Source organism: Aliifodinibius sp. S!AR15-10 (assembly GCF_031569985.1).
Taxonomy (GTDB): Bacteria; Bacteroidota; Rhodothermia; order Balneolales; family Balneolaceae; genus JAMQKA01.
In genome coordinates this window covers 33,981-56,774 of record NZ_JAMQKA010000029.1, presented here as the reverse complement: position 1 = coordinate 56,774, position 22,794 = coordinate 33,981, and the positions used below count along the sequence as shown (strand labels likewise).

Here is a 22,794-nt window from a genome sequence, read left to right as displayed (position 1 = left end):
TCTACCAATCAAAGCATCAGCTTGATTGGTTTGGCTGTTTTCGGAATGGATAAACTACGACTATGAGAAAAACGATCTCCGTACTTGGCATTGCTATGACTGATAACGATAACAATACCATTATACAGGCATTGAACCAACTCAACCGCAGTGGATTTGAACCTCGGTATCAGATTACAAAAACTGCGAAACAAATGGAAGAGGCCCTGGATGCCAAGTCCTGGGATATCATTCTATGTGCATTGCACCCTCCGGCATTCGATGATATCTCTGCGCTTCAAATTGCCAGGCATCATAAACCTAAGCTCCCTTTCATCCTTGTCAGGGATGAAATTAGCCTGGAAGATACCCTTACGTTCATAAATAAGGGTGCTTGTGAATGTCTGGACAAGCAAAACCTGAAAAAACTTCCCGCGGTCATCAACCGCGAGCTCCGCACCAGAAGGGAGTTGCAAAAAGCTAAAGAAGTTCGAATTGAAAATAAGTGGCTTGCCGAGTGCAGCCCAAATGAGATCTATCTCTTTGAACCGGGGTCCCAAAAAATTGCCTTCACCAACAAGCAGGCTCTCCAAAACCTGGGATATTCTAAACAAGAGCTCAAACATATTTCACTCTCAAAATTATATCCGGATTTCTCTCCCACTGTCTTTGCAAAACTTTTAGAACCTGTACGTAACGGGAGTTGTCCGGAGCTCTCCCTCTGCACCCTTCATAGACGGAAAGATGGAAGCAGATACCCTGTAGAAATACATTTTCATCCCGTCCACCAGAATGGAATGTTTATACTTGCGGGCATTGCACGAGATATTTCCGACTTGAAAAAGCATGTGACGACAAGCCTGCGGAAGTCGAAATACCTGGCCAGCATCACCCATGAGATGCGTACCAGTCTTAATTCCATTACCATGTTCTGTAATTTGCTGAACAGCAGCAGTGAGGACCTTAACCAACAGCAGTGGGAGTATACCGAGACTATTGCCAAAGCAAGCCACTCCATGCTTGAACTTATGAACCAGGTATTGGACCAATCAGCCATTCAATCGGGACAGAAAAAAATAAAATTGGAAGAGATTTGTGTCCAAGACATCTTTGGCCACCTGGAACAGGCGTTTGCACCACTGGCCAGAGAAAATGACATTACGCTGGAGTTTCACATACGCCCCGATTGCAGACAAACTCTCAAAACGGACCACCTATTCCTAAAGAAGGTTTTGAAGAACTTCCTATCCAATGCTTTAAAATTCACCCAGGAAGGGACCGTCACCGTGACCTGCTATTCACCCGGGGCTACTGAACTGGCAGATCTGAATGTTGACAACAGACACCAGCAAAACATCGCATTCAGTGTGGAAGATACCGGCATGGGTATTCCTGAGGAAAAGCAACAGATCATTTTTGAGACTTTTCGCCAGGCTGATGGTTCAATTCATGAATCCTATGGGGGTTCGGGATTAGGCCTGGCCCTCTGCCAAGAAATTGCTGAACTGCTGGATGGGGCACTGCATCTTGAGAGCGAGGCAGGCCAAGGTAGTGTATTCACGTTTTACCTCCCCGCCGGCACAGGCAATACATCAATGAACGGAACACAAAAAACGAAGGGCACCTCATATTCTTCAAAGAGCTCCCCTTCGCTACACGTTGCCAGCACACCGGATTCAAACCTGAATCAAACAGTTTTACTTGTCGATGACAATGAAATGCACAACCTCGCCTTAAAAGAATATTTAGGTCTCAAAATAAAAACCTGCCTGACAGCCAACACTGCAAGAGAGGCATACGAAATACTTGAGAAAGATTTTATAGATTGCGTTATCCTGGATATGGATCTGCCCGATACCAGTGGCTATGAGTTGATAGTGAATATTAATACCGAGCCAAAGTACGCTGATCCGCTGAGCATCATTTACACAGGGGAACACATTTCTCAGAAAAAGGAACTTAAACTACAGCAACATACCGACGGCATTGTTTATAAAAAGGCCGGGAGTTATAAGCTCCTAATAAATAAAATCACTTCGCTCCTCGGCGAAACGACTCTCAGAACCGGGGATTAACCGGTACCCATATTGCTTCTTTCTCTTACCCTTTCCTGCCGGTGGATACCCATCCCGCCATTCTAGTGACAAGATGTTAGTTATTTAAGTTTCCCGTCTCCGCTACGATAACACCTCAAAAGCATTTACAATTTAATAACAATTAATTCAGCATTAGGAAATGAACATATCTGACAGACATTTTTTCAGCACATTCCTCACTCTCAGTCTCATGTTAGCCATAACCCCTATTACAAGAGCACAGAACGGGGCGGATGAAATCAGTGATTTTCAGCAACTGCAAAATCACTTCAAAAATGAGTATTTCTCGATAGGGGGTCTGGTACAGGGCGTGGCCGAGTTCCAACCCGAACGGATATCCGGTAATAACGGGTTCATTGTCAATTATGCACGACTCAAAGTTTCTGGGGCACTCGATCAAACGTTTGGCTATAAGCTGCAGGCCAGCATCACCAGCAGTCCGGCTGTTGTGGATGCAAACCTCTACTACAAATTGTCTCCAAACACAAAGATCACGGTAGGCTTTGGCAAATCGCCGTTTTCCTATGAATATCTGACCAGTGCCGGCTCCATTCCGTTTGTAGAGCGTTCTACAGTTGTCAATCAGCTTGCTCCAAAACGTCAAATTGGACTTCAGCTGGACGGGAGGTTTGCAGGTGGATTTTTAAGCTATACGGCCGGGATATTCAACGGGAATCATTTTAGCATCAACCAAAATAATGATAACCATTTCCTTTACATCGGTAACCTCGAGGCCAACCTTTTGCCCAGCAGTGGATCAAAAAGTGAATTGCTGATCGGAGCCAATATCTCATATGAACAAAAAGAGCGACCTTCTGCCAGTGGTAATATTCAATCTACCTTTGAAGGCGAACAGACGCTCCTGGATTCGTACCTCCATCTCTCAAAAAATAAATTCTCACTGACGGGCGAACTGATCTACTCCTGGCTGCAGTCTGATTTTGGCAGAGAGTTCAATCCCTACGGATATTACATTACAGCAGGTTATCAGATCAGCAAAAAATCAAAACTCCGGCTTCGATGGGATAATTTTGAAGGTGATTTGCTGGCGGCTGACTCAGAATCTGTTCTTGTGGGGCTCAACATTTCACCATCGCAATATTCGAAAATCAAACTCAACTACAGCATTCCAGCTCAGCGGTCGATCGATTACTCACAGCTACGAGCAGCTTTTCAAGTCAGTTTTTAGAATAAGAAAGCGCAATTAACTTTCTATCCCCCTGAGATCTCCTATAATTGATTGGGGGGGGATCCTGCTGGCAAGTACTACCAGTTTGCATGCACTCAGCCTTGGTTTTTGGCTTCAATCTGTCTTTTCAAAAACCATCCGGTAATGATCGAATATTTCACGTTCGAAGCATATCCTGTTGGGGCTTGTACTGAGCAGAGCTCTGAAATTAATGTCGGTGAGGTATTTGGGCAACAGCGCGAGTAAGAACGCGTATTTCTTTAGATTAAACGACCGGTATCTCTTTTCCCACTGGCGGATCGTTTCAATATAGTCCAATCGACCGCTGCTCTTGCTGATCAGTTTAAAAAGGGGTTCGGCACATTCGATTACCATCTCCGATCCATACGGCAGCCAAGATCCCGGGAATTGTTTTTCCATCAGCGCCAGTATATAGGCATCAGAACCTTTTTCGGCGTTAATATCGATATCCTCATAATCGATCATATTTTTGCCGAACACCATCGTCTGCAGGTACATTCTCCCACCGGTTGGCAACAGGTCATACACAGTACGGAAAAACCGTCGGTACACCTCTTCCTGTTTTCCAGACTTATACTCTTCAACGGAGCAAAAATGTTCAAAGGCTCCCAGCGAGGCCACGGCGTTAAATGTTCCGTAATCATCTGATGTCACTTCCAGACAGTTTTTGATATAGACCTCCAGCCCGTTTTTCCTGCACGCCTCAGCCTGCGCATCGGATAGTGTAAGCCCAATACACCTCGCCCCCACCTCGTTGGTAATATAATTAACCAAAGGCCCCCAGCCGCATCCCATATCCAGGACCCGGCTTTCGGGAGTGATATTCAACTGTTTGACAATAAATCTATGCTTCGCTTCCTGGGCCTGTTCAAGGGTCATTGAGAAGTTCCCGTTGTACATGGCTCCACTGAAATCAGCCATTTCCCCCAGGCTTAGCCTGAAAATGCGGTCTATGGTGCTGTAGGTAAAATCAAGATCTTGTTTGTCTGCCATAATATCCTCCTTATCTGAACGAAATAAGTTCAGAAATTTAAAAAGCCCGCTCTCCTTAAGGAGGCAGGCTTTTAAATTCGAATGTGAATACCGTTAACCTATTCGTAATCCAGACTTCGTACGTTAATAGCACTTAAGCCCTTGGGTGTTTCTTCAACATCAAATTCTACGGCCTCATCATCTTCAAAACCTTGATCATAACCAAGATTTTGAACGTTATTTCTGTGAACGAAAATATCTTTATCTCCGTCGTCGGGCTTGATGAATCCAAATCCTTTTTGGGAATCGAAAAATTTTATTTTGCCTTGTTGTGACATGTGTATTCTGTTTTATGCACCAGTAGGTTTCATCTTGTGAAAAGAGTTGGACTAACGCGTCGTTTCAGTAAAGTTCGCTTACCAGGTGAGTAATTAAATTTAACACTTCAATGTATGACTAATTATTCATAATACCTATTTACACTTAATGTAACCTGAGTTCATGTTCATATAGGTAAGTGGTCCAGGAGTCCTTTATACAGTTATCCCGCATACAGCCGGCAACAAATTAACCGAACAAGCCATCCCAAGCATTTGTTATATTTGCAGTGAAGAAAAGCCAAAAAATATTACTGCATTATGCGAGCAATGGTTTTTAATTCGGTTGGAGAGCCGCTGGAACGCCGGGATATGCCGAAGCCAGAGCCTTCAGCACATCAACTGCTAATAAAGGTCAGTGCCTGCGGTGTTTGCCGCACCGACCTGCACATTGTGGACGGGGACCTGGACGAGCCGAACCTTCCGCTTATCCCAGGGCATCAAATTGTGGGTACCGTCCAACAGATCGGCAAAGAAGTCTCTGGATTTTTCCGGGGAGATAAAGTGGGCGTTCCCTGGCTGGGCCAAACATGCGGGCAGTGTGAATTCTGTCGGCATGAGAAGGAGAACCTGTGCGATAATGCTCAATTTACCGGCTACAATATCAATGGGGGATTTGCAGAATATGCAGCAGTTGATGCCCGTTTCTGCTTCCCTGTTCCGCATGATTATCCCGACCAGCAGGCCGCTCCCCTGCTCTGTGCAGGACTCATCGGCTACCGGTCACTGCGCAAAACCGGGATGGCACAAACGCTCGGATTTTACGGGTTCGGCTCCTCCGCTCACATTCTGACCCAGGTTGCCAACTACCAACAGAAAAAAGTATTTGCCTTTACCCGTCCCCGTGACACCGAAGGGCAGGATTTTGCCACCAGGAAAGGGGCTGTTTGGGCAGGCGGTTCTGATGAGCTTCCTCCGGAAAAACTGGATGCCGCAATTATCTTTGCCCCGGTCGGCCCGTTGGTTCCACAAGCCCTAAAAGCACTGAAAAAGGGAGGAACCGTGGTATGTGCCGGCATCCATATGAGTGATATTCCCTCCTTCCCATACAACATTTTGTGGGAAGAGCGCAGCATTGAATCAGTGGCTAATTTGACGCGCCGCGACGGGCAGGAATTCCTTGAGCTGGCTCCTAAAATTCCAATAGAAAGCAATGTCACTACCTATAAGCTGGAAGATGCCAATCAAGCCCTGAACGACCTTCGGGAAGGAAATTTTGATGGCTCCGCAGTACTAAAGATTGACTAACAAAATTCTATATTTGAATTCCATCATTCTGCAGGGTATCCTGTCAGGAACCCGACTGCGACTTTACTTACTTACGCTTAACTGGGCTTGATGATATTAACAACGATTCTTTGTAAATTTGCCGCACCATTTGAGCGGTATCCATCGATAAATTACCAACTGAATTGAAAAATGCTCTTTATTTATGAAAGATATTGTACTGATTCCAGGTGACGGTATTGGTCCTGAAATAACCGATTCCGTGACAACGATATTGGAAGAGGCTGGTGCGGAAATAAATTGGATCCGGTGTTCTGCAGGACTCAAAGCCTATAATGAACAGGATGATCCCCTTCCCGACGAAACGATAGAAGCATTGGACAAATATCGCATTGGCCTGAAAGGACCGCTCACGACACCCGTTGGCTCCGGTTTTCGGTCAGTAAATGTTGCCCTGCGACAAAAATTTCAGTTGTATAGCAACATCCGACCGGCCAAATCACTACCCTACATCAAAACATCGTACAAAGATGTGGATATGGTTATCTTCCGCGAGAACACCCAGGGACTTTATATTGGCAAAGAGCATTGGGTGGGGCCGGAACAGGGGCATGCGGAAAGTATTGCAGTTGTAACTCGGGAGGCCAGCGAAAAAATCATCCGCGCCGCTTTTAAGTATGCCCAGGACAAGGGACGCAAAAAAGTAACGCTGGTTCACAAGGCCAATATCCTGAAGCTGACGACGGGACTTTTCCTTGAAGTGGGGCAGGATATCGCCTCAGAATTCCCTGATATTGAGTTTGAAGACCTGATTGTTGATAACATGGCGATGCAGATGGTAATGCGCCCCTACCGGTTTGACGTTATTGTTACTACTAACCTTTTTGGAGATATCCTGTCTGATCTGGCTTCCGGGCTTGTGGGGGGACTCGGTGTGACCGGGGCCGCCAACATCGGGGATGATGCCGCTATCTTTGAAGCCGTCCACGGCTCAGCGCCTGACATAGCTGGAGAAGGCAAGGCCAACCCGATCGCCTTTCTTTTTGCCGCTCTCATGATGCTTGATCACATCGGTGAGGCTGAGATAGCTGAACGGATACGACAAGCCGTTTATGAGACCCTGAAGTACGAGAAAGTCTGCACACCGGATATCGGTGGGCTGGGTACCACAGATACCTTTACCCGGTCTGTTTGCAATAACCTGGAGTAACTTTTCTTGCTGAGGTAATAAGTTAAAGTCAGTTCGATATAATGACCTGTCATTGCATTGGGATTCAGCGACCATCGGGTGGCGATCTCCTGAATAGATGAACAAAAACGGGCGGGGAGATCGCCACGTCGACCTCATCGTGGAACCAACACCTATCACCAAAGCCTCCTCGCGATGACAATTATTATTTTGGATATTTCCTATGTAGAACCCAGGTTAAGTATCGTACCTTGAACCCGAGCTACTGAATAACCAGCCTTTCCCAGAGACTATAGCTAGACTACGCATAGGCTGTGTCTACCTTAGACAGAGGCTGTGCCTAGTCTAGACATAGCCTCTGTCTAGTTTAGAGACTGGTTAGTGGACACGGTGGGCAACAATAATGATGAGTCTTGGGGTATTTCCAACGGCCTTTAGGACGGAAATGACGATGAAGTAAAATTACTTTGAATTTGATTATAGCCCCCCTCCTCTAAAAAACGAAAATCTACTCTTCAGCTAGTCATCTCCAACGAAGAGAGAGCCTTTCCTCGAAAAAGGGCAAAAGCAGTGAACCTTAATTCAAATCCACAAACTCGACTCTTTTGGTTTCGGTATCCAGCAATGCAATGGTGGCATCGCCTTCAAAACCGTGGGCCGAACCCGGGTTAATGGCCAGCGTGGTCCCGATCATCTGGTTTGCAATGGTATGCGTGTGCCCCGTAATCACCACATCATAGATACCTGATTTGTGCAGCGCTTTTGTTATGGGCTGGTAAGTGCCGTGGTAAACTGCAATATGCAGGTTACCGGTTTCCACTTCCATAAATTCGCCCTCCAGTTCAGCTCCGATGGACTCGAACTTATCCATTAACAGGTATTTGTCACCATCGTTATTCCCCAAAATCCCTTTCAGATTGAGTCCCTCAAAATGGGGAATGGTAAACGGACTGCAGTAATCTCCTGCGTGAAGCACAAGTTCCACTTCCCGATCCTTAAAAACTTCTACCGCTTTCTTTATATGTGGTACATGATCGTGCGTATCTGCAATGAGTCCTATCAGCATGGCTAAATGTTTAAGATTGAATTTTCTATTCTCATGCAAGTCGAAATAATTTATACCCATTTTTGAACTCTTGATCATCCATTTTGGGACGTCATATTGCCCCAACAGGGAGAGATCCTTGTTGAATGGGACTTACAAAGAGTCTCATTACGCAAGCTATATGAGTCAGGAGTCGGCGCTATACAATTCCGCCTTATCGATAGCGCGGGAATTAATTCCCGCGCAAGTGATAGGGCATACTTCACAATAGCTGTCGCGTTTCCCTTTTCTAACCTGGATCTCAGGGTGTTGTACTTTGGAAGTATATGTTCGTTCGCAAACTTCAGAGTGCTACACAGACAACTTAATCAAAAATGTTCATCTAACAACTCCCCTGCATGATCTCGGTAATTATCCTGGGTATCCATATCAGTTACAGCTTCCAGGTACTTGCGGGCTTTCTCTTTATCCCCTGTTCTGAGATAGCTTCTTCCCAAATAATAGCCGGCAATAACATGCTGACTTCTATTTCCCGGATCGGACAACGATTTTCCCACTTCAAAAGCAGGTTCCAGCGCCGTTGCTGCCTCCGCATACTGGAAACGCCGGAAATAGATCCGTCCCTTCCAGGTCAGCAGCTCCTCCTTAAGTACATCTTCAAACGGAAGATTGTTGCTCCTCCACCGAGCAAGTGTTGTATCGATAACTCTGAGCGCTCGATCATAATCCTGCATGCGAAAATAACCACGCACCAAGATCCGCGCATAATAACTGTTGTTAGGATAGGCTTGATACAGCTGCTCAAAGTTTTCAGTGGCCGTTTGATAATCTTCCTCATACAACAGGCTTATGTTGGCCAGGAAATAGCGCGCTTCAGCCTGGGCAAAAATGCTGCTCTCCGCCGCGTCGGCAAGGAGCGCGAGGCCCTTCTGTTTATTACCGTCGGGAAGGAACCAGGATACGGTTTTTACGATGGGATACGCATCCGGCAGATATTCAGAGTAATACAGTTTGAGTCCCTCCGCCATCTTCAAATCGGGCAGATCGGGCTGCACCTCCTGCAGGTACTGGTAGGCATTGAACGCTTTACGTGCCTGGTTGACGCTGGTTATCCACTGGTCCCGGTTGGCGTATTGGCGGGCGATATACCCGTTGCTGATCGCCTTCATAATCAAAGCATCCGCATGATCGCGGTCCCGACTCAGCAAACGACCACTCTGGTAGTCCACACGTCCCATTAAATTGAAGAACTTCTCATCGTGGGCAGTATTTTCAAGGTCGGCCAGTATCTGCCACCAAAGCTCAATCCCGTCAAACAGCATCCACAGGGGGTGATCGGGATATTGCTGCTTCCAGGGTTCCAGGAGTGCATCGGCGGCTTCCGGGTTAAAGTTATAAAGAGAATCAACGGCTTCCCGGGCCACGGGCCTGAATTCTGTATCGTTGATCAATTCAGGAGGGGTCTGCGCAACAATTGTTACTTGAACGCAGAAAATAAAAACCAAGGAGAGTATTGTTCTAAGTTGTAGCAATATAACCTTTCTGGTTGTGGAAACTGTATCTCTTTTTACCAACGTGTCTGTTACAATAACATTTTAGTCTCCTCAACCTACCATAGTTTATGAAGTGTCCTCCCTATCTCAATTACATCTCGTTTCATGGCCCAGGAAAAAGTTAGAGGATAATACATCGTTACTTCAGATACTCTTCAAACCATAGTGATGTATCTTCCAAAACTTCGGCAAACTTTTCGGGAAACTCGTCCTCCTCAAACGGGTGAGCACCGCCATAGGTATGCCCGGTACCGTTCACAAGACTGATCTCTTTTTCTTTCGAGGGACAGTTTTGGAACAGGGTTTCCGTTTCCTTGTGAGATACCGACTCATCATCCCTGGAGTGGATAAACAGGATCGGTAGATGCAGATTCTTTACCCGGTTGAGCGCAATGACACGATCAGCGTTATCACGGGCATCCTCAAATACCACTTTATCAATCCGCATCACCTGGCCAGTACGCCCGTTCATAATCTCGGTATAGCCCCTGCTCTCCCAATCCTTCCTCATCTGGTCGCTCCAGCGGGCGTTGTAATCGGCCACGGCAGACCATGTAACTACACAGCTAATTTCGGGGTACTCTGCTGCTGCAGCCACCGCAGTCTGACCACCACGCGAATGTCCCAGTACACCCATTGTATCGGTTTCGAGAACGGCCTTGTCGGAACTGATTCCCCCTTCTTTTAAGGCAGAAATTACAGTACCCACATCGTCCAGGTCCTGGCTAAAAGTCTCCCTAGCAAACAGGTCCAGTTGATCGAACTCGGTCATACTCTCTCCCACGCCGTTTAGCGAAAAGTTCATTGCCAATACTGCAAAGCCGGCGCTGGCAAGTTCGTGACAGGCATCGGGGAAGGGTCCCCAGTCCTTGAATCCCTTGAATCCGTGCAGAAATAAAATCACCGGAAATTTTGCATCACTATTTCCGCTTGGCACATACAGGTCGTAATAGATCGGCAGATCTTCTGTTGAAGCTACAGAACCCGAACTTTTAACAATGTTACTGAAAGGCATACCGCGTTGACTATTTCTTTCTGAAATTCAGTTTATCCAGCTTAACGAGTTTTCGCAGACCGTTAATTTCCTTCTGTTTCAGGTAGCGCCACCGCCCCATCTTTACACCTTGTAGCGTAAGTCCGGCATACTCCACTCGTTTTAGTTTTGTAACCTCAGCGTCGAAATATTCGATCATGCGCCGGACCAGGCGATTTCGCCCTTCCATGATGGAAAGCAAAATCCCGTCGCGACCCTTAAGCCTGCTCAGCCGGTATGCACTCGCCTCTCCGTCCGCAAGCTGAATGCCGCTAACCATTTCGTCCAGTTCGTCATCGGTGAGGAAGCGGTTGGTTTCGACCTCATAAGTTTTTCGAACCTGGTAGCTGGGATGCATCAGCCGGTGGGCCAGGTCGCCATCGTTGGTAAGCAGCAGGAGACCCATGGTGTGACGGTCGAGCCGCCCGACAGGGTACACGCGCTTGCCGGTGGCATCTTCAATTTTATCCATAACCGTATCTCTACCACGAGGATCGTCAGTCGTAGTGATCGTATCTTTTGGCTTGTTCAACAAAATATAGACAAACGGCTCCAGGCTGAGGGTCTGTCCATCAACTTTCACTTCATCGGCACGCGTAACTTTGGTGCCGTGCTGAGTGACGACCTCCCCGTTAACCTCCACCAGTCCCTGCTCTACGTACTCATCGGCATCGCGCCGGGAACAGAGTCCCGCATGAGCGATAAATTTATTTATCCGAATCTCCTCATCTTTATCGTAGTCCTGGTTGGCTTCATTCGGGGTTTGCTTGGGATCCTGTTTGTTACTTCTGGGTCTTCTTTTTTTACGACGAGACGACATCTTCTACCTTACCTTGATCACCTGAATTTTCCTGTTCGTTTTCTTCTCCACTTTCATCCTCTACATCATTCTTCTGGGGATCATGGCCATTTTCCTGTTCACTGCCATTTTCTTTTCCATTACCATTACTGCCATTATTATCACTAATTTTCTTCACGATATTCAACAATGAAATATCATCTGAACCCTCTCCATCCTGCTGCTCCAGGTCTTCGAGCTCCAGCTGACGATCAATCAAAAACTGCCGGTGCTCGGCCATATCGTCATCCTTGAGGATCTCTTCAATTTCACGGGGTTTCGGCAGCTCATCAATATTTTTGAGCCCAAAATGCTTTAAAAAGTGCTGGGTCGTACGATACAGCAGCGGCTTCCCCGGGGCATCAAGTCGGCCTGAGACCTCAATAAGTACTTTCTCCAGCAACTGTCGGAGGATATAACCTGAATCAACGCCCCGAATGTCATCGACTTCCGGCTTGGTGATCGGCTGTTTATATGCTACAATGGCCAAGGTTTCAATGGCCGACTGCGAAAGCTTCCGGTAGGCATTTTCGTGCTGAATGATGCTCAGCCACGGATCATATTTCTTTCGCGTAGCAAATGTAAAGCCACCGGCCACTCTCCTGATCCCAAACGCCAGGCCGTTTTCATCATACCGCTGGTTAAGTTTTTCCACAAACGAATCTATGGCACCGGTCTCCAGCTCCAGGTTTTCTTCACCCTGCTGGATAATTTCACACAATTTATCGGCTGTAATAGGTTCCGGGCTCGAAAAAATGAGCGCCTCGATGACAGAAGATAGCCGCGATCCATCTATAAACTGGTAATCATTCGTCATAGCAAATGGAGAAATTTAGTACGTTTAGGATAGCTCCTTTTATTGAAATGCCGGTAATACGTAGACAAAAAGCTCATTTATGATGAAAGAGCTAAAGCGTTGATGGTTGGTATAAGATAAAAAAAATTGTCAATCATACCTGCTCTCTGACGATAAAAAATCCGTCGTCACCCTGTTTTTGGTACAGGGGCATCAAAATAAAGCCGTCACATTGTGCGCGTATCTGCCCATTTACATCATTGGCAAGCCATTCCCCCTTTTTAACCGGCTGAAAATTGGTATAACCGGGCCTCATCTTGAAATCATCCCCGTCCTCTATGATATGCTGGTAAATAAACTTAACCGAGGAAGGCAACTGTTTATTTTCCTGCACCAAGTGACGCTTATAGTCTTTGTAATCAGGAATGTACCTGGGCGGAAGGTTCCCTGCTGAAGCAACCAGCAACATGAGTGCCGCTGTGTTGTTGGTTACCGTCAGTTTATTTTGGTGATTTCCCCCCTCCAGGGCAAACGTAATATAGCCTACATCCTGGAAGTAGCGCAGTGTCGTACCCCGAAGAGCCTCTTCGATACCAAAAATCATCGGCACGTGCATGGAGGAGAGGAGATCGATGTGGTTTTGTTTGCGGGCCGTAATCGCAAACATCTCACCTTGTGAAGAAAACGAGTGCACATCAACAAAAATAACGGGGTACTCAGACTCGGACTCATCGGGAATTTCCCGCTTGAGTATACCCAGCAACTCCTTAATCTCCTGGCGTTCGCTCGACTTCAAATCCTCGCTTGCGGTTCGTTTTATTTTATCTATGATGGATGGAAACCAGATGCGATTCATATCTTCATCCACAAAACGGACACCTTCAAAAAGAGCCTGCTGGTTTGCACAAATGCCCACCAGCTTTCCTTTAAAATGTTCCTTCTGATCTTCCAGGTTAGCAAACAGGTTGTTCAGCGCATCTATGCCAGCCGGTTCATTGCCGTGGATACCTGCAAAAATGATAATGGTTGGCCCATCTTCGGTCCCGTCAATACGACCGATTGTTCGAGATGCATCTTCAACTTCTGTTTGTGGCTCGGTAAATGTGATTCTACTATTCATCCTTTTTATTCGCGTTCGCATGGACAACCCTGAGCAATCGCCCGGTTATCGTCATGTAATTTGTTTCAGTGATAATGCCCACCAAACGATTGTTTTTGACAACGGGGAGGCACCCGATTTTCTGGCTTTCCATGATATCCATTGCCTCAATAATGGACGCCTCAGGATGTATCGTTATTGGGTTTTTGATCATAATCTCTTCAACCGTCGTATGCAACTCCTCGTCATGATGTAGTGCACTGTTGTACTCCCGAAAAATCATACGCATTGTAACGAGTCCAACCAAGTGTTTCTTGTCATCTTCTACCGGCACATACCGAATTCGTCTCCACTCAATAAGGTCTGCCGTAAACTCCAGGATGTCATCTTTCTGGACGGTAAACAGATCAGTAGTCATAAACTCTTCTACCAACAAGCTCGAAGGCTCCCAGTGTTCCAGGTCGTCCATACGGGCCCGTCCCCACTGGTGAACCGGCTCTCCTTTTTTCTGGTATTTGATCATCGCTGTCGTCATAGCCGCAAGGCTTAACTCTTTTGAGCTGTTCTGTTTGAGCAGAGAAGCATAATTCTCAGTCATCCAGTGCGAAAACGTCTGACCGGATACGACACGTTCCTCGATGATATCAAGATAGGTATCAATATCGCTCTTCCGTATGTTTGCTTTTTCAAGCCCTTCACGAGCAATGGGAAGCAACTCTTCCGTAATTAAATCAGCCGCACTTACCCGTTTGTCATTAAACCACCGGAAGTTGGTATCCAGTCCCATTTTCGATGCTGCAACAAAGTTCATCTTGGCCTGATCAAAATCCATTACCTCGGGGATATCCGGGTAATAATCTTCCAGCTTGTTCATCAGTCCCAGCCAAAAGGCAGAATTTGCGACTTCGTCGGTAACCGTAGGACCTGATGGGAACACCCGGTTCTCGATTCTTAAATGGGCCTTTCCTTCACTGATACCATAACAAGGGCGGTTCCACCGGTAAACTGTGCCATTGTGAACCTGGAGGGCAGCCAGCATTGGTGGCGTGCCCTCAGCCATTTTCTGATCTACATCCTCCTCAATCTCGGAACTCAACAATACACGATAACGAGCGGTATCTTCCCGGAAAATATCCAGGATTCCATTGCTTACCCATTCATTGCCGAAGGTCACTCGCGGGCTGCTGTCCCGGAGGTGATCGCCCACCTGGCGCGTATCCACCGACTGCTGGAACAGTGCGATACGCGTTTCACTCCACAACCGCTTCCCAAACAGGATCGGCGAACCTACAGAACAAGCCAATACCGGGGCTGTTATCGCCTGGGCTACGTTATATTTTTGTACAAAATTCTCAGGCGTTACCTGCAGATGCACCTGGAAGCCGGTGTTGCATGCCTCAAGCAGTGGTGAATCGAACTTCATTAACAGCTCATCAGTTCCCTGGATGCGTAGATCGTATTCCTCTCCACGCATTTTGTTAATCGCCTGGCAAAGCGCCCGGTAACGCTGCAGGGGCGTCATATTTTTCAGGTCCACATCGGCCTTGCGAATAGTGGGTAGTATACCGGTGAGAATAACGTCGCTGTTCAAATCCTGTGCTGCTTTCCGAACCGTTTCTACGCGCTTAGAAAGATTCTCTTCCATCTGTGAGAGACATTTTCCCGTAAACTCCAGGGGCTCCAGGTTGATCTCGAGGTTAAACTTGGCAAATTCCGTCGTGAATGCATCCTTATCCTCCAGCTTTTCCAATACCTCCATGGAGGTAGGTGAGGCCTTGGCCTGCCGATCAACCAGGCAGAGCTCCTGCTCAGCACCGATACGGAGGGGATCCTTCTCAAACCAGTCTCCCTGCAACATCTTTTCCAGCGCATGAAGATCCTTCAGCACGTTTTTCATAAAATGCTGTGTTTCTTCCTGGCTGTCTGCTAATTTTACTCTTTCTTCACCCATTGATAACCCTCAGTTTGGAATAGCTTGAATTACAAGCTTGCTACTAAATAATCGAATTTCTGGTACACATTGCAAGCTTACCCGTTTTTTATCCGGATTATTCTATCGCATCTACATCAACATTAATGCGGACCGCACTGGTTCCTTTTGGCTTTTGCTGGTCGTAATATTTGAACGTACGATGGAGCAGATACTCAATTTCCGAGGTCTTTAGTTCCGGATCCAGCTTCAGCATGCTCTCCCACCGAATAAACCCCTGCATCTTGGTGATGGCTGCAGGAGAAGGTCCCAATACCGGGTATTGCCCAGCTATTTCGCGCAGGCACCGGGTGAAGGCGTGGGCCACTTTAGCTACTTTCTGGGAATCCCGGCTCTTGAACTGGAACGCCACTATCCGGGAGTAAGGCGGATAGTAGAGATCTTTTCGCTTGGCCATCTCCTGGCGGGCAAATTTTCGGTGATCATGCTGCCGGGCACACTGGATGGCGAAGTGATCGGATTGCCAGGTCTGCAGGTAAACCTCACCCTTTTTATCGGCACGCCCGGAACGACCGGAGACCTGGCTCAGCAGCTGGTACATACGCTCGGCCGATCGGAATGATGGAAACGCCAGCTCGGTATCGGCATTGATTACGCCCACCACGGTCACATTGGGGAAATCGAGCCCCTTGGCCACCAGCTGGGTTCCCACTAAAATATCGATGGCGCCATCCCCGAAACTGGAAAGTATACGCTCGTGGCTCCCTTTTGCGGATGTAGTATCACGGTCCATCCGACTGATGCTGGCATCCGGGAATAGCTTTGCCAGCTCGTTTTCAACCTGCTGGGTCCCAATGCCCTGCTGTTTTACTTCGTTACCATTACAGAATCCACACTTGTTGGGAATCTTTTTGGAGAATCCGCAATAATGGCAGCGAAGCGTATCCTTAATTTTGTGGTAGGTCAGGCTGACCGAGCAGTTCGGGCATTCCGGGATACTACCACAGTCTTCGCATTGCAGGAAAGAGGAAAATCCGCGCCGGTTGTGGAGTAAGATCACCTGCTCCCCCTTGTCCAGGGCTTGTTCAATTGCATTATGAAGTGAGACCGCCAGCGGTCCTTTCATGGCTGAACGATATTGCTTCAGGTCCACCACGTGCACCTCGGGCAGCGTCGCCCCTTTGTGCCTGTTCGGGAGCGTCAGCATCGTACTTTTCTCCTTCTGGGCATTATACAACACGTTCATACTGGGGGTGGCAGAACCCATAACCACAACTGCATCATTCAGGTAGGCCCGCATAATAGCTACATCCCGACCGTGATAACGCGGCGCGGGGTCAGTCTGCTTATAGGAGGCGTCGTGCTCTTCATCAACGATAATCAGTCCCACATTTTGGACCGGTGCAAAAATCGCTGATCGAGCACCTATGGCAATCTTTTTTTCTCCCTTCCGTAGTTCCTGCCAGGCATTGTAGCGCTCGCGATCGGTGAGGCCGCTATGGAGAACAGCGATCGTATCCCCAAAAATCTGGTAAAACCGTTTCACCGTCTGCGGCGTCAAGCTGATCTCCGGCACCAGCACGATACCCCCTTTTTCCAGCTTCAGTGCTTTCTTCAGGGCGTGGATATAGACTTCCGTTTTGCCGCTGCCCGTTACACCGTAGAGCAGAAAACTGGAAAACTCGCCCTCTTCAAGCGGCTCCCGAATTTTTTCAAACGCCTGCTTCTGCCGCTTGTTAAGTGTTTTTATCTTTGACGGCTCATATTCCAACCCTTCAATAGTGCTGGTTACCTCAACCTCTTCAGACTTGATGAGACCTTCTTCTGCAATCCGGTTCAGCGTGTAGTATTCCAGGAGTTCGTGATGGATGAGCTCGTTTTGCAGCTTAGGCAGGCCGATATCCCGTAGTTCTTTCAGGGCCTCAATCCATTTATACTCCTTGCCCGCATCCACATATTCCTGGACCAGTTCATCTACTTCTTTGAGTGACTTTTGCCAATCCCACTGCTTCTCGGTCTGCGGTTTCATCTTCATGGCGGGGCGCTCCCATACCTCCACCTCACCTTTGTTGATCAGGCTGTTAAACGCCTTTTTATACCTGCCCTCCGACCACCGCTTCCGTGCCTCATCATGCAGGTACTCCTGCTGCTGGCTAATTTCTTCGAAAATTTCTTGCTCATATTTGTTAAGCGACTTTTTGGGAGCCCCTTCGTTAACCTGCAGATATTTTTCGGAATAAAAGTTAAGTCCTACGGGCAGCGCAGTCTGGATGACCTCACCCCACCCACAGTAGTAAAAACGATGAATCCAGCGGGTAAGCTTGAGCAGCTCGTCGGAGAGTATCGGCTGCTCATCCAGCAGCTTCTCGATAGGTCGGGTCCTGAAATCCGGCTTTTGGTCGTGGATAGCCACCACCATGCCGATGGACTTGTGCTTCTGCAGTGGCACCCATACACGGGTTCCTACTGTAATCTGATCCCTGAATTTCTCCGGAACGGCGTAAGTAAAGGGGTGCCGCACGGCCGTAGGGAATACTATCTCCGCAAACTGTTGCAATAATTCGTCATTAAATTAGTGGCTAAAGTTGCGAAGTAGCATATCCAATTTGCTTCCTCAAGTCAATACTGCTTTTAATCTCACAAGAAAAGCAGGTATAGCAGAAGAATGAAAAAGGGAATCATAAATATTAAACCGCCTCGTCTGTAGCTTGTTTCACCCATAATATCTGAGGTTTATTTCGTATTTAACCGTCTTCTCCGTTTCTAAACTCTCTTAACCTATATTCTAATACACCCTGATTTCTATGATAACCACCCTGCCAGAAAAACGGTTGCCTGGTTCAAGATGTTGCCTGCCAATCATTTACAAGCAGATAGCTTCTACTTCGCTTCTACCCAAGCCACCCTTCACGGTCGAGGCTACGATATTGAATCGCTTCCGCCACGTGATTGGGCCGGATATCCTCCGAGTGCTCCAGGTCGGCTATTGTGCGCGACACTTTCAGGATACGGTCATAGGCACGTGCCGAAAGTCCGAGCGAGGTAATCGCTTTTTTGAGCATTTTCGAACTGCTGTCATCCAGCTTGCAGATTTTGCGTGATGTTTTGGTATTCATCTGTGCATTGCAATACACGCCATTCACACCCAAAAATCGCTTCGTTTGGGCTTCCCTCGCTTCAACAACCCGCTCGCGTATTTGTTCCGATGACTCCCCCTTCGACTTGCTGGAGAGTTCATCATAGCTCACTTTCTGCACCTCGATGTGCAGGTCAATCCTATCGAGCATGGGACCGCTTATTTTGCTGAGATAGCGCTGCATCTGGGCTGGTGATGCTCCAGCGGGATCAGCGGCATCATACCAGTCACCGGTTGGCGACGGGTTCATCGAAGCCACCAGCATAATGCGGCTGGGATAGCTGACGCTCATCCGTGCCCGTGAAATACTGACTGAGCCATCTTCCAGCGGCTGCCGCATCACCTCCAGCGCACTACGTTTGAACTCCGGAAGCTCATCCAAAAACAGCACGCCGTTGTGTGCCATCGATATTTCGCCCGGCATCGGGATGCTTCCTCCGCCCACCAGTGCCACATCTGAAACCGTGTGGTGAGGCGAACGGAAGGGACGCTGCGTAACCAGTGCCTCTCCAGAAGGCAACAATCCTGAAACCGAATGTATCTTGGTTGTCTCCAGAGCCTCCTCCAAAGTCAACGGTGGCAAAATTGTGGGCAGTCGACGGGCCATCATCGTTTTCCCTGAGCCCGGAGGTCCTACCATAACGGCATTATGTCCCCCCGCCGCTGCCACTTCAAGGGCCCGTTTCACATTTTCCTGGCCACGAACATCCTCAAAATCCAGGATTTCGCCCTTGCCATTCCTACTGAACATTTCGTCAATATCCACCCGCAACGGCTCACCGATATCATCCTCAAGCCAGTCCATTACATCCAGCAGCTTCTCAAACGGGTACACATTGATACCCTCAACAACAGCCGCCTCCGGTCCATTATCGGCGGGAACAATGATATTCTCGAATCCCTGTTTTTGAGCTTCCACCGCCACCGGAAGCACCCCGTTTATGGGACGCAGCTTACCATCCAGCGCTAATTCCCCCACAATCATAGTGGAGTCCAACTTATTGGTTTTTAACTGCCGGGAAACATTCAGGAGGCCAACGGCAATCGGCAAATCAAAGGCGCTGCCCTCTTTCGGCAGATCCGCCGGAGCCAGGTTGACGGTAACGCGTCCCCTGGGAAAGCTGGCATCCGAGTTGGTGAGCGCTGCTTCTATCCGATCACTCGACTCACTAACTGCCCGATCCGGGAGTCCCACCAGGAAATACTTGGGCATTCCCGATGACATATTCGTTTCAACTTCAATAATTTTCGCATCCACCCCGATGGTGGCTGCACTGTACACTCTTGATAACATAATGATGAAATTTGAATCTTTAACCTTTCGCCTTACGTACATAGACCGGTGAGAACGGAAATCCTTACAAAATTTTTTAAATTTTTTTGAAAATAGAGTATAAACCTCATGAAGAACGAGATTATGAAGTCATCTAAATCCAGTAAAACCTTTACAGAAGAGCTAAAGGGCACGACATCAGAAATTATCAAACAGATTCGGAGATTGATCAAGGAAGGCGCTGCCCGCCGGTTGATTATTGAAAACAAGGAGGGCAAGGTGCTGTTTCAGACTCAGCTTGCCGCCGGCGTGGCAGGTACAGCACTGGTAACCGCAATGGCCCCGGTCATTTCAGCTATCGGCATGTTTGCCCTGTTCATGAACGACGTAAAAATCATCGTCGAAAAGTATCCCGAAGAAGAACGGGAGAAAGATGAATACGAAGTAGACGATGCCGAAGTGGTGATCGATATTGAAGAGGAGGAAGACGATGAGGACGATGAAGAGCAAAAAACCTCATCGGGAGAAACAGAAAAAACGGTAGGAAAGAAGGGTAAGAATGAGAATGACGAGGAAGAATAAAGTAATGAGCAAGGGAGAGAGCGTCCCTTACCCATCACTCTTACTCATCGAAAAGGGTTAGTGCTGTTCGGCCGCCATCTCTTTTTCAGCCACAGCCTGTTCACCTAAAAATCGTTCGGCATCGAGCGCAGCACGGCAGCCGGTGCCCGCAGCAGTCACGGCCTGACGGTAAATGGGATCCATTGCATCGCCACACGCAAAAATGCCGGGCAGATCGGTCTCAGTGGACTGACCTTTAGTCTGGATGTAACCCACATCATCCATCGTCAGTACACCTTTGAACAGATCGGTGTTCGGCTTATGACCAATGGCCACAAAGACGCCGGTCACATCGTCGAGCTCTGTGATCTCCTGGGTTTCATTGTTAATCACTTTCACGCCTTCCACCACTTTGTCACCAAGCACTTCGTGAAGCTCGGTATCCCACATAAATTCAATTTTATCATTGGCAAACGCGCGGTTCTGCATCGCTTTGGATGCTCGCAACTCTTGCCGGCGGTGCAGGACGGTTACCTTGCTGGCAAATTTCGTCAGGAAGGTCGCCTCTTCCATAGCAGTGTCTCCACCACCAACGACAACAACACGCTGATCGCGGAAGAATGCCCCGTCGCAGGTTGCGCATGCAGAAACACCTTTTCCGCGGAGCCGCTGCTCACTTTCAAGATCCAGCCATTTTGCGGAAGCCCCCGTTGAAATAATGATTGACTTTGCGAAGAGTTCAGTTTCTTCATCCACTGTCAATTTATACGGCCGTTTGTCAAACTCTATGTTTGTAACCATGCCGTAGCGGCAGTCCGCTCCAAAACGTTTGGCCTGTTCACGAAAATCCTCCATCATCTTGGGACCCATCACGCCTTCGGGATACCCGGGATAGTTTTCTACATCGGTTGTCTGCATCAGCTGCCCCCCGGGTTCCGGTCCTTCAAAAACCAGCGGATTCAGATCAGCACGAGCAGCATACAACGCTGCCGTCAGGCCGGCCGGACCGCTGCCAATTATTACTACATCTAATGTCTTTCCTGCAATGTCTTCCATTCTTCTAACCTTTGTTTTCAATTTTCAGCCTGAAGTTACAAAAAATAACCCTTAACATTGAGTCGATATTTCCTATCCAACTCATAGGAATTCTCGATATTTTAAGGCCAGTTCCAATTCATAGACGACTTGACCAGATTAAACTTTACTTTTACGATAATTTGCATTTCATTCTATTCCTTCATTATATGTGTCTCAAGTTTATAACCGATAGTTGGAGGGAACATATTGATTATAGCAGTACCTAAAGAAACAGGGAAATTAGAAAAACGAGTAGCTCTCATCCCGGAAACGGCCAAGCAATTGGTCGACAAGGATTTTGAAGTATGGATTGAAAAAGACGCTGGGCATGCTTCAAATTTTTTAGATTCGGCTTTTGAGGAAGCAGGAGCCCAGATTGTTGCCGATAGGGACAAGCTTTTTTCCAAAGCTGACTTATTGCTAAGCATAAATACTCCTCCTGAAGAGGATCTGGGTAAGCTCCAGAAAGGAAGTGTGCTTGTTTGCTTTTTGTGGGCGCTCCAAAACGAGGATACCGTAGATAAACTTCAACAACAGGGTATTACAGCCCTGGGAATGGATGCCGTCCCGCGTATCTCTCGCGCACAGAATATGGATGCGTTATCCTCAATGAGCTCCATCGCCGGTTACAAGTCAGCCTTGATCGGGGCCAATGAGCTGGACCGCTACCTGCCGATGATGATGACCGCTGCGGGAACTATTGCTCCTGCCAGGGTACTGGTGCTGGGTGCTGGTGTTGCCGGTCTACAGGCCATCGCCACAACCAAACGTCTCGGTGCCAAGGTAGAAGCGTTTGATATCCGACCGGAAGTAAAAGAGCAGGTGGAAAGTCTCGGCGCTTCTTTTGTTGAGGTTCCTGATGTAGGTGAAGACACGCAAACCGAAGGTGGATATGCCAAAGAGCTCTCGGAAGATAAGCAGGAACGTCAGCGACAGGTCATCCATGAGCATGCCAAGAAATCCAATATTGTGATTACGACGGCACTGATTCCAGGGAAACCAGCACCACTGCTGATTACGGAACAGATGGTCAAGGATATGCAACCCGGATCAGTTGTCGTAGATCTGGCCGCAGAACAGGGGGGTAACTGCGAACTGACCGAGCCCGGCGAAAATGTGGTAAAACATGAAGTAAAGCTTATCGGACCGCTGGACCTGCCCAGCCAGCTTGCGTATCACGCCAGCAAGCTATATTCCAAAAACATGCTTGCTCTGCTGGACCACCTGATTGAAGAAGGTGAGCTGCACTTTGACTTTGAAGATGAAATCACCCTCAAAACAACGATTACGCATGATGGTGAAATCATCAGTCCAATGCTGAAAGAATCCGAATAAACAATGTCAGTCATTTCGCCCTGAACTTCAGGAAAAAATCTCTGGAGACAAGCTACTGCTCAGATGGG

Annotated in this window: 18 protein-coding genes; 6 read left to right on the top strand and 12 right to left on the bottom strand. The window is 47.8% G+C overall.

Annotated elements, in window-relative coordinates; genetic code table 11:
* Positions 1 to 62 precede the first annotated feature (62 nt).
* Together NC796_RS17045 and NC796_RS17040 are read left to right on the top strand one after the other, a co-directional pair.
* Positions 63 to 2,054 carry an ATP-binding protein gene (locus NC796_RS17045; protein WP_310686121.1) on the top strand — a complete coding sequence of 664 codons (1,992 nt, stop codon included), beginning with the start codon at positions 63 to 65 and terminating at the stop codon, positions 2,052 to 2,054.
* A gap of 160 nt (positions 2,055 to 2,214) precedes the next feature.
* Positions 2,215 to 3,264, top strand: coding sequence for a porin (locus NC796_RS17040; protein WP_310686119.1), 1,050 nt, complete (start codon positions 2,215 to 2,217; stop codon positions 3,262 to 3,264).
* A 114-nt stretch (positions 3,265 to 3,378) separates the two neighbouring features.
* Here the strand turns inward: NC796_RS17040 and NC796_RS17035 are convergent, their stop codons facing one another.
* Positions 3,379 to 4,278 carry a class I SAM-dependent methyltransferase gene (locus tag NC796_RS17035; protein WP_310686117.1) on the bottom strand — a complete coding sequence of 300 codons (900 nt, stop codon included), beginning with the start codon at positions 4,276 to 4,278 and terminating at the stop codon, positions 3,379 to 3,381.
* 98 nt (positions 4,279 to 4,376) lie between these two features.
* Positions 4,377 to 4,595, bottom strand: a complete 219-nt coding sequence (locus NC796_RS17030; protein WP_310686115.1) for a cold shock domain-containing protein — start codon at positions 4,593 to 4,595, stop codon at positions 4,377 to 4,379.
* 300 nt (positions 4,596 to 4,895) lie between these two features.
* Between NC796_RS17030 and NC796_RS17025 the strand changes: the two genes are divergently transcribed.
* Positions 4,896 to 5,882: a zinc-dependent alcohol dehydrogenase family protein gene (locus tag NC796_RS17025; protein ID WP_310686113.1), complete on the top strand. Its 987-nt coding sequence runs from the start codon at positions 4,896 to 4,898 to the stop codon at positions 5,880 to 5,882.
* Positions 5,883 to 6,066: 184 nt separating this feature from the next.
* Entirely contained in the window at positions 6,067 to 7,071 is a 1,005-nt protein-coding gene (locus NC796_RS17020; RefSeq protein ID WP_310686111.1) for an isocitrate/isopropylmalate dehydrogenase family protein, read from the top strand.
* Between the two features lie 556 nt (positions 7,072 to 7,627).
* Here NC796_RS17020 and NC796_RS17015 read toward each other — a convergent pair.
* From NC796_RS17015 to NC796_RS16975, 9 genes are all read right to left on the bottom strand, one after another.
* Positions 7,628 to 8,116: a metallophosphoesterase gene (locus tag NC796_RS17015; RefSeq protein WP_310686110.1), complete on the bottom strand. Its 489-nt coding sequence runs from the start codon at positions 8,114 to 8,116 to the stop codon at positions 7,628 to 7,630.
* A gap of 347 nt (positions 8,117 to 8,463) precedes the next feature.
* Positions 8,464 to 9,546, bottom strand: a complete 1,083-nt coding sequence (locus NC796_RS17010) for a tetratricopeptide repeat protein (protein WP_310686109.1) — start codon at positions 9,544 to 9,546, stop codon at positions 8,464 to 8,466.
* Positions 9,547 to 9,787: 241 nt separating this feature from the next.
* Positions 9,788 to 10,663, bottom strand: coding sequence for an alpha/beta fold hydrolase (locus NC796_RS17005; protein WP_310686108.1), 876 nt, complete (start codon positions 10,661 to 10,663; stop codon positions 9,788 to 9,790).
* Positions 10,664 to 10,673: 10 nt separating this feature from the next.
* Positions 10,674 to 11,501, bottom strand: a complete 828-nt coding sequence (locus NC796_RS17000; protein ID WP_310686107.1) for a pseudouridine synthase — start codon at positions 11,499 to 11,501, stop codon at positions 10,674 to 10,676.
* Positions 11,485 to 12,336, bottom strand: a complete 852-nt coding sequence (gene scpB, locus NC796_RS16995; protein ID WP_310686106.1) for an SMC-Scp complex subunit ScpB — start codon at positions 12,334 to 12,336, stop codon at positions 11,485 to 11,487. Before scpB ends, NC796_RS17000 begins: the two co-directional genes overlap by 17 nt.
* A gap of 133 nt (positions 12,337 to 12,469) precedes the next feature.
* Complete coding sequence (locus tag NC796_RS16990; protein WP_310686105.1) at positions 12,470 to 13,435, bottom strand: succinylglutamate desuccinylase/aspartoacylase family protein; 966 nt, start codon at positions 13,433 to 13,435, stop codon at positions 12,470 to 12,472.
* Positions 13,428 to 15,365: a glutamate-cysteine ligase family protein gene (locus tag NC796_RS16985; RefSeq protein WP_310686103.1), complete on the bottom strand. Its 1,938-nt coding sequence runs from the start codon at positions 15,363 to 15,365 to the stop codon at positions 13,428 to 13,430. The genes NC796_RS16990 and NC796_RS16985 overlap by 8 nt, the downstream gene beginning before the upstream one ends.
* Before the next feature lie 97 nt (positions 15,366 to 15,462).
* Positions 15,463 to 17,901, bottom strand: coding sequence for a primosomal protein N' (gene priA, locus NC796_RS16980; RefSeq protein WP_310686101.1), 2,439 nt, complete (start codon positions 17,899 to 17,901; stop codon positions 15,463 to 15,465).
* 334 nt (positions 17,902 to 18,235) lie between these two features.
* Positions 18,236 to 19,774 carry a YifB family Mg chelatase-like AAA ATPase gene (locus NC796_RS16975; RefSeq protein ID WP_310686100.1) on the bottom strand — a complete coding sequence of 513 codons (1,539 nt, stop codon included), beginning with the start codon at positions 19,772 to 19,774 and terminating at the stop codon, positions 18,236 to 18,238.
* A 108-nt stretch (positions 19,775 to 19,882) separates the two neighbouring features.
* Between NC796_RS16975 and NC796_RS16970 the strand changes: the two genes are divergently transcribed.
* Complete coding sequence (locus tag NC796_RS16970; protein ID WP_310686098.1) at positions 19,883 to 20,335, top strand: DUF4342 domain-containing protein; 453 nt, start codon at positions 19,883 to 19,885, stop codon at positions 20,333 to 20,335.
* A 57-nt stretch (positions 20,336 to 20,392) separates the two neighbouring features.
* Here the strand turns inward: NC796_RS16970 and trxB are convergent, their stop codons facing one another.
* Entirely contained in the window at positions 20,393 to 21,370 is a 978-nt protein-coding gene (gene trxB / locus NC796_RS16965; protein ID WP_310686097.1) for a thioredoxin-disulfide reductase, read from the bottom strand.
* Between the two features lie 228 nt (positions 21,371 to 21,598).
* On the opposite strand from trxB, the gene NC796_RS16960 reads away from it, so the two are divergent.
* Positions 21,599 to 22,726 (top strand): Re/Si-specific NAD(P)(+) transhydrogenase subunit alpha, encoded by a 1,128-nt coding sequence (locus tag NC796_RS16960; protein ID WP_310686095.1) that lies wholly within the window; start codon positions 21,599 to 21,601, stop codon positions 22,724 to 22,726.
* Positions 22,727 to 22,794 lie beyond the last annotated feature (68 nt).

Bases quoted from the DNA above. Each gene is read 5' to 3' on its own strand.
- NC796_RS17045 (WP_310686121.1), top strand. From the start codon at position 63: ATGAGAAAAACGATCTCCGTACTTGGCATTGCTATGACTGATAACGAT.
- NC796_RS17040 (WP_310686119.1), top strand. From the start codon at position 2,215: ATGAACATATCTGACAGACATTTTTTCAGCACATTCCTCACTCTCAGT.
- NC796_RS17035 (WP_310686117.1), bottom strand. From the start codon at position 4,278: ATGGCAGACAAACAAGATCTTGATTTTACCTACAGCACCATAGACCGC.
- NC796_RS17030 (WP_310686115.1), bottom strand. From the start codon at position 4,595: ATGTCACAACAAGGCAAAATAAAATTTTTCGATTCCCAAAAAGGATTT.
- NC796_RS17025 (WP_310686113.1), top strand. From the start codon at position 4,896: ATGCGAGCAATGGTTTTTAATTCGGTTGGAGAGCCGCTGGAACGCCGG.
- NC796_RS17020 (WP_310686111.1), top strand. From the start codon at position 6,067: ATGAAAGATATTGTACTGATTCCAGGTGACGGTATTGGTCCTGAAATA.
- NC796_RS17015 (WP_310686110.1), bottom strand. From the start codon at position 8,116: ATGCTGATAGGACTCATTGCAGATACGCACGATCATGTACCACATATA.
- NC796_RS17005 (WP_310686108.1), bottom strand. From the start codon at position 10,663: ATGCCTTTCAGTAACATTGTTAAAAGTTCGGGTTCTGTAGCTTCAACA.
- NC796_RS17000 (WP_310686107.1), bottom strand. From the start codon at position 11,501: ATGTCGTCTCGTCGTAAAAAAAGAAGACCCAGAAGTAACAAACAGGAT.
- scpB (WP_310686106.1), bottom strand. From the start codon at position 12,336: ATGACGAATGATTACCAGTTTATAGATGGATCGCGGCTATCTTCTGTC.
- NC796_RS16990 (WP_310686105.1), bottom strand. From the start codon at position 13,435: ATGAATAGTAGAATCACATTTACCGAGCCACAAACAGAAGTTGAAGAT.
- NC796_RS16985 (WP_310686103.1), bottom strand. From the start codon at position 15,365: ATGGGTGAAGAAAGAGTAAAATTAGCAGACAGCCAGGAAGAAACACAG.
- NC796_RS16975 (WP_310686100.1), bottom strand. From the start codon at position 19,774: ATGTTATCAAGAGTGTACAGTGCAGCCACCATCGGGGTGGATGCGAAA.
- NC796_RS16970 (WP_310686098.1), top strand. From the start codon at position 19,883: ATGAAGAACGAGATTATGAAGTCATCTAAATCCAGTAAAACCTTTACA.
- trxB (WP_310686097.1), bottom strand. From the start codon at position 21,370: ATGGAAGACATTGCAGGAAAGACATTAGATGTAGTAATAATTGGCAGC.